The sequence below is a fragment of the Rahnella contaminans genome (assembly GCF_011065485.1).
GTDB lineage: Bacteria > Pseudomonadota > Gammaproteobacteria > Enterobacterales > Enterobacteriaceae > Rahnella > Rahnella contaminans.
This window is the reverse complement of the sequence record NZ_JAADJS010000005.1, coordinates 213,467-229,164: the sequence shown is the minus strand read 5'-3', so window position 1 is coordinate 229,164 and position 15,698 is coordinate 213,467. Positions and strand designations below refer to the sequence as shown.

Here is a 15,698-nt window from a genome sequence, read left to right as displayed (position 1 = left end):
CTTCAGACGTAAAAAAAGCAGGCTCATGAAAGGCCTGCTTTTTGTTTATCCGCACGGGCAAGTTTATCTTTTTTTCAGCAGCAAAAACATACTGATGACGAAGAACAATCCGCTTGGTAACAGTGCGCCAAGGATCGGCGGAATGTTATAAACCAGGCTTAACGGGCCGAAGATCTGGTCAAGTACGTAGAACAGGAAACCGAAGCAAATACCGGTAACCACACGCACGCCCATCGGCACACTGCGCAGAGGTCCGAAGATGAACGAGAGCGCCATCAGCATCATCACCGCGACAGACAGTGGCGAGAAGATTTTACTCCACATATTCAGCTGATAACGTTTAGCTTCCTGCCCGCTCTGCTTGAGATATTTCACATAGTTGTGCAGACCGCTGATCGACAATGCGTCAGGATCCAGCGCAACCACGCCCAGTTTGTCCGGCGTCAGGTTCGTTTTCCACACGCCGGTCAGCGTCTGAGAACCGGTGATTTGCAGGTTATCTGTCAGGTCAGACTCATCCACCTGAGAGAGTTTCCACTCACCGCCGTCAAAGGTTGCCGAAGAGGCATAACGGACGGACTGCAATTTGTTCTGATCATTGAAGTGATAGATGTTGACGCCTGTCAGCTCTTTTTCACCAGCCACACGCTCAATGTAGATAAAGTCGTGCCCGTCTTTCGCCCATAAACCGTTCTGAGTGGAAAGCAACGAACCGCCGTACATCGCCTGCGCACGGTAATTACGGGCCATTTGTTCGCCCTGCGGCGCCACCCATTCACCAATCGCCATGGTCAGAAGCACCAGAGGGATCGCCGTTTTCATCACGGAAGCGGCTATCTGCATACGGGTGAAACCGGAAGCCTGCATAACCACCAGTTCGCTGCGTGTTGCCAGCGTACCTAAGCCAAGCAATGCACCCAGTAACGCCGCCATCGGGAAGAAAATCTCGATATCTTTTGGCACGCTAAGCAAGGTGTACAACCCGGCACCGGCGGCGGAATAGCCTCCCTGCCCGACTTTACGCAGTTGATCGACAAACTTGATGATGCCGGAGAGTGACACCAGCATGAACAACGTCATCATGATGGTGTTGAAGATAGTGCGACCAATGTAACGGTCTAATACGCCAAACATCAGGCAACTCCTCTCAGACGCGCCCGGATCTTGCGAACCGGCAAGGTATCCCACGCATTAAGCACCAGTGCCAGTGCCAGGTAGAGCAGGTTCGTTCCCCACATCCAGAGGAACGGATCCAGCTTGCCCTTCGCGCCGTTAGACCGCAGGGAGGTTTGCAGCAGGAAGAAAATCAGATAGAGCAGGATAGCCGGCAGCATACTCAGAACGCGGCCCTGACGCGGGTTGACCACGCTGAGCGGAACCACCAGCAACGCCATAATAAACACGGAAACGATCAGCGTTAAACGCCAGTTCAGCTCTGCACTGGCTTCCGGTTCATTGGAATTCCAGAGCTGCGTCATGGTCATCTGATCAGACTGATTCGGGTCAAGTTGCACGGTCTGATGGCCGATAACCGCCAGATAATCGGTGAAGTCCGTAACACGGAAATCACGCAACAATGCGGTGCCTTCGTAACGCGTGCCTTTATCCAGCATCACCTGTTGTGAACCGTCAGCACGCTGCAACATGTGCCCTTTATCTGCCACCACGACGGAAGGTCGCTGGTTGCCGTTCGGGCGTAACTGCGCGAGGAAAACGTTGTGGAATTCTTTCCCTTTTACACTGCCGACAAACAGAACCGCATTGCCGTTCTGCGCCTGCTGGAACTGGCCTTCAACCATCGCCGCCATGCTCGGGTTAGCTTTCGCTTCCGCCAGAACCGCGTCCTGATGTTTTGACGACCAGGGACTCAGCCAGATGGCATTAATCCCGGCGAAAAATGACGTAAACAGCGCCAAAACCAGCGCCGCGATAACCAGTGAGCGTTTTCCAAGGCCACACGCATGCATGACGGTAATTTCGCTATCGGTATATAACCGGCCGAACGTCATCAGCAGACCAAGGAACAGGCTGAGTGGAAGAATAAGCTGCGCCATTTCCGGAATACCTAGCCCCAGAAGTGACAGAACTAAATTTGTTGGGATATCGCCATCGACCGCTGCTCCAAGCACTCTGACCAGCTTCTGACAGAAGAAGATAAGAAGTAAAATGAACAGAATGGCAAATTGGCTCTTGAAGGTTTCCCTAACCAGATATCTAATGATGATCACGCTTAATACGCCTGTGAAAACTTGTCTTTTTGAAGGAAAATCGCTAGTTTCATCGCTAATCCGTCATTTATTCTCATCATATGGCAACCTTCGCAGCTAAAATAGTATTACAACACCGAGATTTGGGGTGTCCTATAGGAACTTGCTTATAGCCGCCAAAATAAAAACTAACGCCGTTTAAGGTTAACACAGGTCGTTAACACAATGACGGGAGAGTGTCTCCGGCGACTCATTCTAGCCGTACCTCCCGCCCTTGTCTTTAAGATTCAGGAGAGTGCATGGAGTTCAGCGTAAAAAGCGGTAGCCCGGAAAAACAACGCAGTGCCTGTATTGTAGTCGGCGTTTTCGAACCTCGCCGCCTGTCACCGATTGCCGAACAGCTCGATAAAATCAGTGATGGCTACATCAGCGCCCTGCTCCGCCGTGGCGAACTTGAAGGCAAAGTGGGCCAGACCCTGTTACTGCATCATGTACCGAATATCCTTTCCGAACGTATCTTGCTGATTGGTTGCGGCAAAGAGCGTGAGCTGGATGAGCGCCAGTACAAACAGGTGATCCAGAAAACGATCAACACCCTGAACGACACCGGTTCTATGGAGGCCGTTTGCTTCCTCACCGAGCTGCACGTTAAAGGGCGCAATACTTACTGGAAAGTGCGTCAGGCGGTCGAGACCTCCAAAGAATCGCTTTACACCTTCGATCAGCTTAAAAGCAATAAAACCGAACCTCGCCGTCCGCTGCGTAAAATGGTCTTCAACGTGCCGACACGCCGTGAACTGACCAGCGGTGAGCGCGCAATTTCCCATGGTCTGGCGGTTTCTGCCGGTATCAAAGCCGCAAAAGATCTCGGCAATATGCCACCGAACATCTGTAACGCCGCGTATCTGGCGTCGCAGGCCCGTCAGCTGGCAGATGCGTTCAGCACCAACATCACCACTCGCGTAATCGGCGAACAGCAGATGAAAGAGCTGGGGATGAATGCGTATCTGGCGGTAGGTCAGGGTTCGAAAAACGAATCACTGATGTCGGTGATGGAATATAAAGGAAATCCTAATCCTGACGCTAAGCCTATCGTGCTCGTCGGTAAAGGTCTGACCTTCGATTCCGGCGGTATTTCCATTAAGCCAGCGGCTGATATGGATGAAATGAAGTACGACATGTGCGGTGCCGCAGCGGTTTACGGCGCAATGCGCGTGGTGGCTGAACTGAATCTGCCGCTCAACGTGATTGGCGTGCTGGCAGGCTGTGAAAACATGCCAGGCGGTCAGGCGTTCCGTCCGGGCGATATTCTGACGACCATGTCCGGCCAGACCGTTGAAGTGCTCAATACCGACGCAGAAGGCCGTCTGGTGCTGTGCGATGCACTGACTTACGTTGAACGCTTTGATCCTGAGCTGGTGATTGACGTCGCCACGCTGACCGGCGCCTGCGTGATTGCCCTTGGCCATCACATCACCGGTCTGCTGTCGAACCACAATCCGCTGGCACACGAACTGATCGGCGCGTCCGAACAGGCCGGTGACCGCGCGTGGCGTCTGCCGCTGGCGGATGAATATCAGGAACAGCTGGATTCCAATTTTGCTGATATGGCGAACATCGGTGGCCGTCCGGGTGGTGCAATCACCGCGGGTTGCTTCCTGTCGCGCTTCACCCGTAAATACAGCTGGGCGCATCTGGACATCGCCGGTACCGCATGGCGTTCAGGTAAAAACAAAGGCGCAACCGGTCGTCCGGTCGCACTTCTGGCGCAGTTCCTGCTGAACCGCGCTGGCCTTGATGGCGATGAATGATTCATTCGCTAAATAAGGTATAATTCTCCAGTCAGGGTCTGGAAATATCCTCAGACCCTTCACAGGCGGGCGCACCCAGTTGCGCCCCTGTTTTTTCTCAGCAGCACAGTGAACTCATCATGAAACAGGCAACCTTCTTTCTTCTCGATGCGCCGGATGCAAGTGGCGAGCTCAGCTCACACGAAGCGCTGGCCTGTCAGGTCGCCGCCGAACGTTACCGGATGGGCAAACGTGTTCTGCTGGCCTGTGAAGATCAAAAACAGGCCGAGCGTCTGGATGAAGCGCTGTGGAAGCGTGATCCAAACCATTTTGTGCCACACAATCTGGCGGGTGAAGGCCCGAGATTTGGTGCACCGGTGGAGCTTTGCTGGCCGGGTAAGCGCGGCAATGCGCCACGCGACCTGCTGATAAGCCTCCTGCCTGAATTTGCAGATTTTGCTACTGCTTTCCATGAAGTGGTAGACTTCGTTCCTTACGAAGATTCCCTTAAACAGCTTGCGCGCGAACGCTACAAAGCCTATCGCAGCGTGGGTTTCTCTTTGACGACGGCCACGCCGCCCTCAGTCACCACATCGACCGACGAAAATACGAAGCGAAATGGATAAGACATATAACCCGCAAGACATCGAGCAGCCGCTTTACGAGCACTGGGAACAACAGGGCTATTTCAAGCCACATGGTGATACCAGTAAAGAAAGCTTTGCCATCATGATCCCGCCGCCGAACGTTACCGGCAGCTTGCACATGGGTCATGCTTTCCAGCAAACCATCATGGACGCCATGATCCGCTATCAGCGCATGCAGGGTAAAAATACTCTGTGGCAGGCGGGCACCGACCATGCGGGCATCGCAACGCAGATGGTGGTTGAGCGTAAAATCGCAGCCGAAGAAGGCAAAACCCGTCACGACTACGGCCGTGAAGCGTTTATCGACAAAATCTGGGACTGGAAAGCAGAATCCGGCGGCACCATTACCCGTCAGATGCGCCGTCTCGGCGATTCCGTGGACTGGGAGCGTGAGCGCTTCACCATGGACGAAGGCCTGTCCAACGCCGTGCGCGAAGTGTTCGTACGCCTGTATAAAGAAGATCTGATTTACCGTGGCAAACGCCTGGTGAACTGGGATCCAAAACTGCGCACCGCGATTTCCGACCTCGAAGTTGAAAACCGCGAATCTAAAGGTTCCATGTGGCACCTGCGCTATCCGCTGGCTGACGGCGCGAAAACCGCTGAAGGCAAAGATTATCTGGTTGTCGCGACCACCCGTCCGGAAACCGTCCTCGGTGATACCGGCGTGGCCGTTAACCCGGAAGATCCGCGTTATAAAGACCTCATCGGCAAAGAAATCATTTTGCCGCTGGTAGGCCGCCGTATTCCCATCGTGGGCGACGAACATGCCGACATGGAAAAGGGCACCGGTTGTGTGAAGATCACGCCTGCGCATGACTTTAATGACTATGAAGTCGGTAAACGTCACGGTCTGCCGATGATCAACATTCTGACTTTCGATGGCGATATCCGCCAGACTGCTGAAGTGTTCGACACTAACGGCGAAGAAAGCGATGCCTGTGCTAACGATATCCCTGAACAGTTCCGTGGCCTGGAGCGCTTTGCCGCGCGTAAAGCGGTCGTCGCTGCATTTGACGAAGCCGGTCTGCTCGAAGAAATCAAACCTCACGACCTGACCGTACCTTACGGTGACCGTGGCGGCGTGGTTATCGAACCCATGCTGACTGACCAGTGGTACGTCCGCACTGCGCCACTGGCGAAAGTCGCGGTGGAGGCCGTTGAGCAAGGTGAAATCCAGTTCGTACCTAAACAGTACGAAAATATGTATTTCAGCTGGATGCGTGACATTCAGGACTGGTGTATTTCCCGTCAGCTGTGGTGGGGACACCGTATTCCTGCGTGGTATGACGCCGAAGGCAACGTATTCGTTGGCCGTGACGAAGCGGAAGTCCGCAGTGAAAACAATCTGGGCGCAGACGTTGTGCTGACTCAGGACGAAGACGTGCTCGACACCTGGTTCTCTTCCGGCCTGTGGACATTCTCTACACTGGGCTGGCCAGAACAGACGCCTGATCTCAAAGCTTTCCACCCTTCAAGCGTTGTTGTGAGCGGCTTCGACATCATCTTCTTCTGGATTGCGCGCATGATCATGATGACCATGCATTTCGTGAAAGACGAGAATGGCAAGCCACAGGTTCCGTTTAACACCGTTTACATGACCGGTCTTATCCGCGACGACGAAGGGCAGAAAATGTCCAAGTCCAAAGGTAACGTCATCGATCCGCTGGATATGATTGACGGTATTTCGCTGGAAGATCTGCTGGAAAAACGTACCGGCAACATGATGCAGCCGCAGCTGGCGGAAAAAATCCGCAAGCGCACCGAGAAGCAATTCCCGAACGGCATCGAACCGCACGGCACCGATGCCCTGCGCTTCACGCTGGCGGCACTGGCTTCTACCGGCCGTGACATCAACTGGGACATGAAGCGTCTTGAAGGCTACCGTAACTTCTGTAACAAACTGTGGAACGCCAGCCGCTTCGTACTGATGAACACCGAAGATCAGGATTGTGGCCTGAATGGTGGCGAACTTGAGCTGTCACTGGCTGACCGCTGGATCCTCGCGGAATATAACCGCACGGTGAAATCTTACCGTGAAGCGATGGATAACTACCGCTTCGATCTGGCTGCCAGCATTCTGTATGAATTCACCTGGAACCAGTTCTGCGACTGGTATCTGGAGCTGACTAAACCGGTCATGAACGGTGGCAGCGAAGCACAACTACGCGGCACCCGTCATACGCTGGTTGAAGTGCTGGAAGGTCTGCTGCGTCTTGCGCACCCGATCATTCCTTTCATCACAGAAACCATCTGGCAGCGCGTGAAAACGCTGAAAGGCATCACAGCAGAAACCATCATGCTGCAGCCTTTCCCGGAATTTGACGCGGCGAAAGCAGACGAACTGGCGCTGGCCGATCTTGAGTGGATCAAGCAGGCGATCATCGCTATCCGTAACGTGCGTGCCGAGATGAATCTGTCTCCGGCCAAGCCGCTGGAACTGCTGCTGCGCGGCGCGAGTGCCGATGCACAGCGTCGTGTTGAACAGAACCTGAGCTTCATTAAGTCTCTGGCGCGTCTGGAATCCATTACCATTCTGCCTGCAGGTGACAAAGGCCCTGTGTCTGTCACCAAACTGGTTGAAGGCGCTGAGTTGCTGATCCCAATGGCCGGTCTGATCGACAAAGATGCCGAGCTGGCGCGTCTGGACAAAGAGATGGCGAAGCTGGATGGCGAGATTGCGTCTATCGAAGGCAAACTGTCTAACGAAGGTTTTGTGGCGCGTGCGCCGGAAGCCGTAGTCGCAAAAGAGCGCGAACGTCTGGCAGCCTGCGGTGAAGCCAAAATCAAGATTGCAGAACAGAAAGCAACAATCGCTGCTCTGTAATTTTGGTGCCGGTTATCCGGGTAAATACATGAGATGACAAAGGCCGCGAAAGCGGCCTTTTTTATTCTGCGATAACAGCCGGTAACGTTGCACCCACCTGCCCTTAGATGGTATTAAAACGGTCTGTTTATTTATCTTATTATTTGAAACTGAGTGAGCAATATGACGACCTCCCTTCCTGTCAGCGTGTTGGTGCGCCCGATTCGCCCTGAAGATAACGCGGCTATCGCACACGTGATCCGCCATGTATCTGCTGAATTTGGCCTGACTGCCGATAAAGGCTATACCGTAGCAGACCCGAATTTGGATCATCTGTATGAAAGCTACAGTCAGCCACGTTGCGCTTACTGGGTGGTGGAAGTCGACGGTAAAGTCGCCGGCGGCGGCGGTGTTGCACCGCTTTCTGGCGGCGAAGATGATTTGTGCGAACTGCAAAAAATGTATTTCCTGCCTTCGCTGCGCGGCCAGGGTCTGGCGAAACGACTGGCGTTACAGGCAATGGAACATGCCCGCCAGAACGGATTCGCGCGCTGCTATCTGGAAACAACTGCCAGTCTGACGCAGGCGATCGCGCTGTATGAGCGTCTGGGTTTTCAACATATTAATGGCTCACTGGGCAATACGGGGCATGTCGATTGTGAAGTGACGATGTTAAAATACCTCTGATATCCTTTTCGCAATCCATAAAAAAACAGGCATCTCATGTTCACACATAAAGCCATTTCAGCGTTAAACGAACTGGAACTGACGGTCTATAACTACATCGTCAAAAATGGCGATAAAGTGATGTACATGACTATCCGTGAGCTGGCAGATGCCGCCGGGGTATCCACCACCACGGTTCTGCGTTTTTGCAAAAAAATGGATTGTGAAGGATATTCTGAGTTTCGTATCCGTTTTAAATTGTTTTTAGAACATGAAGAAAAACCGCCGGTCTCCTTTGGCATCAGTGAAATAATCAGCTATTTCAAAAGTATTAATAACAGCGAATTTGATGAATTATTAGATCAGGCGGCCAAAAGAATTTCCGACGCGCAGCGAATTATATTTGTCGGCGTAGGAACATCAGGTTCATTAGGGAAATACAGCGCACGTTTTTTCTCAAACGTCGGGAAATTCAGTACCTTTATTGACGATCCTTATTTTCCGATTAACAGCGATATGTATAAAGATGCCATCGCTATTATTCTTTCTGTCTCAGGGGAGACGGAGGAAGTATTACGGTTCGCTACACAGTTCAGCCAGCACAACTGCCAGATCATCAGCCTGACGAACAGCGAAAACTCAACGCTGGCGCGTATGGCAGACCTCAACATCTCCTACCACATGCCGCAAATTGTATTAGAAGGCCAGTACAATATTACAACGCAGATCCCCGTACTTTATATTATCGAAACGATTGGAAAGAAATTACCTTTAATAAAACGTGACTCAGCGCAATGAAAAAACAGGGTGTTTTTAAGGTGTAACAAATCACCTGAGTTGTTTTTTGTTATATCGTGACAATACCCTTTCTTTTGCTACACTCCTGCCAACGAGTAAAAAAACAAAAAAGCTCACCTCTGTTTACCCGCAGGAGAATAATAAATAATGGCCATTGATTACGCTCAGACAGCTCAGGAAATTGTTAAATATATTGGCGGTGATAATAATGTGATTAGCATCACACATTGCGCCACCCGTTTACGTTTTGTTCTGAAAGATAATAAAGCCGTCGATAAAGAAGAATTAAAACGCGTCAAGGGCGTGATCACGGTGATTGAGGCCGGCGGCCAGATGCAAGTGGTGATTGGTAACCACGTCAGCGACGCTTATAAACAGGTTCTGAAACTGATCCACGTCGACGAAAACGCGCCGGTCTCTGCGCCGAACGTCGGCATCGTCAGCCGCGTGATGGATGTCATTTCCAGTATCTTCACGCCATTCCTTTATCAGCTCGCCGCCTGCGGTATTTTACAGGGGATCATTTCTTTCCTCGCAGCCGTCGGGATTATGGACTCAGGCAGCGGCACCTACCGTATTCTCAATTTCGTTTCCTGGACGGCGTTTACCTTCCTGCCGGTCATGATCGCGTTTACGGCGGCAAAAAAATTCAACGTCCATCCGTTTACCGCTGTCATTACGGCCTGTGCGCTGATCAGCCCTGATTATATGAACATGCTGACCGCGTTCAAAATCACCTCGATCAACTCCGCCGACCCGGCCATGCAGCAACTGATGCGTGAAGCCGTGAACAATCCGGAAATCGCCAGCATCCTGACTAACATTGTCGGCATTCCGCTGGCTTCGCCAACGCTCGATTTCCTCGGGATACCGGTGAAATATCTCAGCTATACCGCGTCAGTTATTCCGATCATCCTGATGGTTTGGGCGATGTCTTACGTCGAACGCTTCTTCAATAAAGTGTTGCCAGTCGTCATCCGCAACCTGTTCACCCCGATGTTTTGTATCGCCATTATGGTACCGATGACGCTTCTGGTATTCGGCCCGATCGGCAACCTGATCGGCGGCGCGATTGGCGGCGTTTACAACTATCTCTATCACCTCAGCCCGACCATTGCCGGTTTTGTTGTCGGTGCTTTCTGGCAACCGCTGGTCACACTCGGTGTTCACTGGGGCATTACGCCAGTTACTGTCGGCAACTACGCAACGCTGGGTTATGACACCTTTACCGGCCTGCAGGCATCCGCCGTCTTTGCAATGACCGGCAGTATGTTTGGCGTATATCTGAAAACCCGCAGCCGTGAAATGAAAGGGATTTCCCTCTCCGCGGGCGTTACCGGCCTGTTTGGGATTACCGAACCTGCGATTTACGGTGTGGCCCTGCGCCTGAAAAAACCTTTCCTGTGCAGTTGCGTGGCGGGTGGTATCGGCGGTGCGATTGCCGGGTCCTTCAACGCCGTGTCATGGAGCTACTGTTTGCCGGGCATTGCGGTATTGCCGGTATTCTTCAAAGAAGGCCACATGCCGCAGTTCCTCGGTTTCCTGCTCTCGATTACCGTCGCCTTTGTGCTCGGCGCCCTGTTTACCTGGCTGGTCGGTTTCAAAGATGAGCCCGATGTCGCGGCCACGAAAAAGATCCAGGCTGAAAGTCAGCGCGCCGCACAGGCAGAAATGAATTAAACCGGATATTACATTTACCACGCGGGCTGCCACAGCCCGCCTCAAGGGAGAACGAAAATGAGTCAACATTTACCGAAAGATTTCTTATGGGGCGGCGCAGTTGCAGCACATCAGGTTGAAGGCGGTTGGAACAAAGGCGGCAAAGGCGTGAGCATTTGCGACGTGCTTTCCGGCGGCGCACACGGCGTCGATCGCGTGATGACAGACGGCGTGCTGGAGGGTTACAGCTACCCTAACCACGAAGCCGTCGATTTTTATTCGCACTACAAAGAAGACATCGCGCTGTTTGCCGAAATGGGCTTCAAATGTTTCCGTACTTCGATTGCCTGGACGCGCATCTTCCCGAACGGTGACGAATTACAGCCAAACGAAGCGGGTCTGCAATTCTACGACGACATGTTTGATGAGCTGCTCAAACATAATATTGAGCCGGTGATCACCCTTTCTCACTTCGAAATGCCATGGCATCTGGTGAAGGAATACGGCGGCTGGAAAAACCGTCAGGTGGTGGATTTCTTTGTGCGTTTCAGCCAGGTCGTGATGGAGCGTTACAAAGGCAAAGTGAAATACTGGATGACCTTCAACGAGATCAATAACCAGCGCAACTGGAAATATCCGCTGTTCGGTTATTGCTGCTCCGGTGTGGTATTCACCGAACAGGAAAACCCCGAAGAAACCCTGTATCAGGTGCTGCATCACCAGTTCGTGGCCAGCGCCAAAGTGGTCAAACTCGGCCATCAGATCAACCCGGATTTCCAGATTGGCTGCATGATCGCCATGGTGCCGCTGTACCCGTTCTCCTGCCACCCGGATGACGTGATGTATTCGGTCGAAGCGATGCATGAACGCTTCCTGTTCAGCGATGTGCATATGCGCGGTTATTACCCTGCGTATGCACTGAAAGAATGGGAACGTCGCGGCTTCAACATCAAAATGGAAGACGGAGATTTGCAGGCACTGAGAGAAGGCTGCGCGGACTACATCGGCCTGAGCTATTACATGAGCAACGCGATTTCAGCGCACAACCCAAGTGATGATAACGGGTTATCCGGCTTTGCAGGCAGCGTCCCGAATCCGCACGTTAAGGCATCCGACTGGGGATGGCAGATTGATCCTGTTGGCCTTCGTTATACCCTGAACATTCTGTACGAGCGTTACCAGAAACCGCTGTTTATTGTCGAAAATGGCTTTGGCGCTATCGATAAAGCGGGTGACGACGGCGTTATTCATGACGATTACCGCATCGCTTATCTGAAAGCGCACATCGAACAGATGAAGAAAGCCGTGCTGGAAGATGGTGTGGATCTGATGGGCTACACGCCGTGGGGCTGTATTGACTGCGTGTCATTCACCACCGGCCAGTACAGCAAACGCTATGGCTTTATCCACGTCGATAAAAATGACGACGGCACCGGCACGATGGCACGTTCGAAAAAAGAGAGTTTTGGCTGGTATCAGAAAGTGATTGAGAGCAACGGGGAAGTACTTTAATTCTTCTGAACTGGCGGAAATAAAAAAACCGGGCATTGCCCGGTTTTTTTATATTACTCGCGATAAAAATTAATGACGTTTCCCGTCATCATCTTCATCAACGAAATCTTCGTCTTCGCCTTCCTCACCTTCTTCGTCGTCATCGCCTTCGAAGTAAGTGCCCCAGCCGTCGTAGTTGACGCCGTTAGCTTCGGCCAGATTCATCAGTTGTTCAACCTGAGCGTCGATCAGTTCCGCTTTCAGCGCGATTTCGCTGATTACGTCACAACACATCAGCACAGAACCGTCTTCAACTTCTAACTCTTCAGGGTCGGTAACTTCGTAACCCAGCTTGAAAGCCTCAACCGCTGCTTTCTCCAGAACTTCGAACTTCTCTGAAGATAAGTGATGTTCAATGGTGTAAAGCGCGTCAGGATCGCTGCCATCGTCCAGCAGCTCTTCGATGATTAAGCGAGTCTCTTCACGTTGTTCGTCCAGCAATTCACGGTTTGCCATATCTCAGTCCTCAATCAATGTGACGTTTGACCGCTATTTTCACACACCACAGGGCGCGCCTCCACTATAAACGACAAAGTTTTTGCTTCGGGGTTGTAATTGCATATTCATACAGTTAAATTGAATTTAAATTCAATCCGAAATGCTAACGTGCTATGGAGCGACATCATGAGTTTGTTGAGTAAACGTCATTTTCTCAGGTTACTGGATTTTACCCCGTCAGAGATTTCGTCCCTGCTGAAACTCTCCGCAGAATTAAAAGCCGCTAAGAAAAACGGCACCGAGAAGGCCAGCCTGCAAGGCAAAAACATCGCGCTCATCTTCGAAAAAGACTCGACCCGTACCCGATGCTCTTTCGAAGTTGCCGCTTACGATCAGGGGGCAAAACTCACCTACCTCGGCCCAAGCGGCAGCCAGATAGGTCATAAAGAATCGATGAAAGACACTGCCCGCGTGCTTGGCCGGATGTATGACGGTATTCAGTATCGTGGTTACGGTCAGGATAAAGTGGAAATACTGGCGCAATATGCCGGTGTCCCGGTCTGGAACGGTCTGACCAACGAATTCCATCCAACGCAGTTGCTGGCGGATTTGCTCACTATGCAGGAGCATCTGCCGGGTAAGCCGCTGAAAGGTATGCGTCTGGCCTATCTGGGCGATACCCGTAATAACATGGGGAACTCGCTACTGGAAGCGGCGGCGTTGTGCGGGCTGGATTTGCGCCTGGTTGCACCTTCCGCCTGCTGGCCGGAAGCCGAACTGGTCGCCACCTGCGAACATCTGGCAAAAGAAAATGGCGGCAGCATAACGTTGACAGAAGATATCGCGACCGGCGTGAAAGATGCCGATTTCCTGTATACGGACGTTTGGGTATCGATGGGTGAACCGAAAGAAGCCTGGAAAGAGCGTATTAATCTGCTGCGTCCGTATCAGGTTAACAGCGCCATGCTGGCGCTGACCGGCAATCCGAAGGTGAAATTCCTCCATTGTCTGCCTGCGTTTCACGATGACCAGACCACACTCGGCAAACAAATGGCGGAAGAATACGGTCTGCACGGCGGCATGGAAGTTACCGACGAAGTGTTCGAATCAAGCCACAGCGTAGTCTTCGATCAGGCTGAAAACCGTCTGCACACCATCAAAGCGGTGATGGTCGCCACCCTCGGCAACGCCTGATTTTATCCGGCATCATTTTGCGACAAGGCAAAGTGATGCCGCGTTATTCCCCCAGAATCCTCTGCTATATCGCCCTTCCGCTGCCCGCGCCCCGTATTTTCAACTAACCTTTTCAGAGCGCTGTTATTTTTCATACAAAAAGAATTCTGTAAGAAGGAACCGCTATGAGCTCAGTTAATCTCGAGTATGTCCTGCGGCTGGAAAGTCTTTTAAGCCGGATTTACCCCAGAGAACACATTGCTGACCTGCTGAAAAAAATCCTGCATCTCGCTGAAAAATGGAATTACGGCAAACATCGCACGACAAGTTGGGTCGATGGCACCAATATTTATCTGATCACCTACGGCGACAACATTCGTCATGGCGACCAACCGCCGCTGGCAACCTTAAACCATTTCGCCAATACCTATCTGCGCGAGATCGTCAGCGACATCCACATTCTGCCGATGTATCCCTACAGCTCGGACGACGGTTTTAGCGTTATTGATTATCGCCGGATCGACGAACATCTCGGCGGCTGGTCCGACATTCATCACCTTTCCGCTCATTTCAATCTGATGTTTGACTGCGTGATCAACCACATCTCACGCTCCAGCGAATGGATGAAGGGCTATTTGCACGACGATCCGTATTACAAAGATTACTTTATTGCCTCGAATCCCGAGCTGGATTACAGCCGCGTGGTGCGTCCGCGCGCCTCTCCGCTGCTGACGCCTTTTATTAAAGCCAACGGCACCGAGCTGTATCTGTGGACGACGTTCAGCGAAGATCAGGTGGATATCAATTTCAAAAATCCGCAGGTTCTGCTGGAGAGCATCGACGTACTGTTACAGTACGCGGCCAGCGGCGGGCAATCTATTCGCCTCGACGCCATCGGGTATATCTGGAAAGAAGTGGGCACACGCTGCATTCATATGCCGCAGGCGCACAACATTATTAAAGTCTGGCGCACGATCCTCGACGAAGTGATCCCCGGTACACGGCTCATTACGGAAACCAACGTGCCGCATCACGAAAATATCAGTTATTTCGGTGAAGGTGATGAAGCACATATGGTGTATCAGTTCCCGCTGCCGCCGCTGACGCTTCATGCATTTTTACGTCAGGACACCACGACGCTGACGCAATGGGCACAAAGCCTGAACGCGGAAGCGCGCTACCCGGACACCACGTATTTCAACTTTCTGGCGAGTCACGATGGCATTGGGCTACGCCCGACGGAAACCTTCCTCAGCGATGATGAACGTAAATACATGGCGCAGGAAACGCTGCGCAAAGAAGGTCGGGTCTCGTATAAAGACAACGGCGACGGTACCCATTCGCCTTACGAGCTGAATATTAATTACCTGAGTGCGCTGACCGAGCCGGGAGATGATGTTGACCTGAAAGCCCGTAAGTTCCTGGCGGCGCAGGCATTGTTACTGTCGTTTATCGGCGTACCGGCCATTTACATCCACAGCCTGCTCGGCAGCGAGAACGATCTCGACGGTATGCATCAGTCCGGGATTAACCGCCGCATCAACCGTAAAAAGCTGGAGCTGGGTACGCTGGAAGCTGAACTTGAGAAGAAAGACAGCCTGCGCTCCCGCGTGTTTTACGGCTTAGAGGAACTGATTAAACACCGCCGCGCGCATCCGGCATTTTCGCCGCAGGCTGGCCAGCGTGTGTTTGATTTGGGCAAATCGTTATTCGCCATGGAACGTTATGATCCAAAGAGCGAAGATCGGATCACCTGCGTGTTTAACATCAGCGATCATTCACAAATGCTGAAACTGGCGGTGGAAGGCAAAGATCTGATTGGCGGAGAAGTGTTTAACGGCCAGATGAGGCTCCAGCCGTGGCAGGTAGTGTGGATCAAACACAAGCTCAAAGCGCCAGAACGTCTCGGCAGGCTGCGTCGCTGGCGGATGAAGTTGTTCAAACGAACAAAGCGTTAAACTGA

Annotated in this window: 12 protein-coding genes; 9 read left to right on the top strand and 3 right to left on the bottom strand. The window is 52.1% G+C overall.

Annotation, left to right across the window (positions count from 1 at the left end; genetic code table 11):
• Positions 1–63 precede the first annotated feature (63 nt).
• Together lptG and lptF are read right to left on the bottom strand one after the other, a co-directional pair.
• Entirely contained in the window at positions 64–1,134 is a 1,071-nt protein-coding gene (lptG, locus tag GW579_RS20280) for an LPS export ABC transporter permease LptG (RefSeq protein WP_152327279.1), read from the bottom strand.
• On the bottom strand, positions 1,134–2,228 hold the full coding sequence (gene lptF, locus GW579_RS20275) for an LPS export ABC transporter permease LptF (protein ID WP_152327280.1): 1,095 nt from the start codon (positions 2,226–2,228) through the stop codon (positions 1,134–1,136). Before lptF ends, lptG begins: the two co-directional genes overlap by 1 nt.
• Positions 2,229–2,506: 278 nt before the next feature.
• Between lptF and pepA the strand changes: the two genes are divergently transcribed.
• The 7 genes from pepA to GW579_RS20240 all read left to right on the top strand — a co-directional run bounded on the left by pepA (position 2,507) and on the right by GW579_RS20240 (position 12,085).
• The gene (gene pepA, locus GW579_RS20270; protein ID WP_101075029.1) at positions 2,507–4,018 is read left to right on the top strand and encodes a leucyl aminopeptidase; all 1,512 of its coding nucleotides are present in this window, start codon (positions 2,507–2,509) and stop codon (positions 4,016–4,018) included.
• A 119-nt stretch (positions 4,019–4,137) separates the two neighbouring features.
• Positions 4,138–4,623 carry a DNA polymerase III subunit chi gene (locus GW579_RS20265; protein WP_101075028.1) on the top strand — a complete coding sequence of 162 codons (486 nt, stop codon included), beginning with the start codon at positions 4,138–4,140 and terminating at the stop codon, positions 4,621–4,623.
• Positions 4,616–7,471 carry a valine--tRNA ligase gene (locus GW579_RS20260; protein ID WP_165061401.1) on the top strand — a complete coding sequence of 952 codons (2,856 nt, stop codon included), beginning with the start codon at positions 4,616–4,618 and terminating at the stop codon, positions 7,469–7,471. The genes GW579_RS20265 and GW579_RS20260 overlap by 8 nt, the downstream gene beginning before the upstream one ends.
• 162 nt (positions 7,472–7,633) lie before the next feature.
• A complete protein-coding gene (locus tag GW579_RS20255; RefSeq protein ID WP_165061398.1) occupies positions 7,634–8,137 on the top strand; it encodes a GNAT family N-acetyltransferase in 504 nt (167 codons plus the stop codon).
• Between the two features lie 36 nt (positions 8,138–8,173).
• Positions 8,174–8,914: a MurR/RpiR family transcriptional regulator gene (locus tag GW579_RS20250; protein WP_152327284.1), complete on the top strand. Its 741-nt coding sequence runs from the start codon at positions 8,174–8,176 to the stop codon at positions 8,912–8,914.
• Between the two features lie 147 nt (positions 8,915–9,061).
• Complete coding sequence (locus tag GW579_RS20245) at positions 9,062–10,594, top strand: PTS transporter subunit EIIC (protein ID WP_165061395.1); 1,533 nt, start codon at positions 9,062–9,064, stop codon at positions 10,592–10,594.
• A gap of 57 nt (positions 10,595–10,651) precedes the next feature.
• Positions 10,652–12,085 carry a 6-phospho-beta-glucosidase gene (locus tag GW579_RS20240; protein ID WP_165061392.1) on the top strand — a complete coding sequence of 478 codons (1,434 nt, stop codon included), beginning with the start codon at positions 10,652–10,654 and terminating at the stop codon, positions 12,083–12,085.
• Between the two features lie 69 nt (positions 12,086–12,154).
• Here GW579_RS20240 and rraB read toward each other — a convergent pair whose 3' ends face one another.
• Positions 12,155–12,580 (bottom strand): ribonuclease E inhibitor RraB, encoded by a 426-nt coding sequence (rraB, locus tag GW579_RS20235; RefSeq protein ID WP_104924309.1) that lies wholly within the window; start codon positions 12,578–12,580, stop codon positions 12,155–12,157.
• A 168-nt stretch (positions 12,581–12,748) separates the two neighbouring features.
• On the opposite strand from rraB, the gene argF reads away from it, so the two are divergent.
• Both argF and GW579_RS20225 read left to right on the top strand, forming a co-directional pair.
• Complete coding sequence (argF, locus tag GW579_RS20230; protein WP_165061389.1) at positions 12,749–13,756, top strand: ornithine carbamoyltransferase; 1,008 nt, start codon at positions 12,749–12,751, stop codon at positions 13,754–13,756.
• Positions 13,757–13,920: 164 nt separating this feature from the next.
• The gene (locus GW579_RS20225; RefSeq protein WP_152327288.1) at positions 13,921–15,693 is read left to right on the top strand and encodes an alpha-amylase family glycosyl hydrolase; all 1,773 of its coding nucleotides are present in this window, start codon (positions 13,921–13,923) and stop codon (positions 15,691–15,693) included.
• The last annotated feature ends 5 nt before the right edge of the window (positions 15,694–15,698 follow it).

What these genes read in the sequence shown, in the direction of transcription:
- lptG (WP_152327279.1), bottom strand. Translation starts at nt 1,134, where the DNA reads ATGTTTGGCGTATTAGACCGTTACATTGGTCGCACTATCTTCAACACC.
- pepA (WP_101075029.1), top strand. Translation starts at nt 2,507, where the DNA reads ATGGAGTTCAGCGTAAAAAGCGGTAGCCCGGAAAAACAACGCAGTGCC.
- GW579_RS20265 (WP_101075028.1), top strand. Translation starts at nt 4,138, where the DNA reads ATGAAACAGGCAACCTTCTTTCTTCTCGATGCGCCGGATGCAAGTGGC.
- GW579_RS20260 (WP_165061401.1), top strand. Translation starts at nt 4,616, where the DNA reads ATGGATAAGACATATAACCCGCAAGACATCGAGCAGCCGCTTTACGAG.
- GW579_RS20255 (WP_165061398.1), top strand. Translation starts at nt 7,634, where the DNA reads ATGACGACCTCCCTTCCTGTCAGCGTGTTGGTGCGCCCGATTCGCCCT.
- GW579_RS20250 (WP_152327284.1), top strand. Translation starts at nt 8,174, where the DNA reads ATGTTCACACATAAAGCCATTTCAGCGTTAAACGAACTGGAACTGACG.
- GW579_RS20245 (WP_165061395.1), top strand. Translation starts at nt 9,062, where the DNA reads ATGGCCATTGATTACGCTCAGACAGCTCAGGAAATTGTTAAATATATT.
- GW579_RS20240 (WP_165061392.1), top strand. Translation starts at nt 10,652, where the DNA reads ATGAGTCAACATTTACCGAAAGATTTCTTATGGGGCGGCGCAGTTGCA.
- rraB (WP_104924309.1), bottom strand. Translation starts at nt 12,580, where the DNA reads ATGGCAAACCGTGAATTGCTGGACGAACAACGTGAAGAGACTCGCTTA.
- argF (WP_165061389.1), top strand. Translation starts at nt 12,749, where the DNA reads ATGAGTTTGTTGAGTAAACGTCATTTTCTCAGGTTACTGGATTTTACC.
- GW579_RS20225 (WP_152327288.1), top strand. Translation starts at nt 13,921, where the DNA reads ATGAGCTCAGTTAATCTCGAGTATGTCCTGCGGCTGGAAAGTCTTTTA.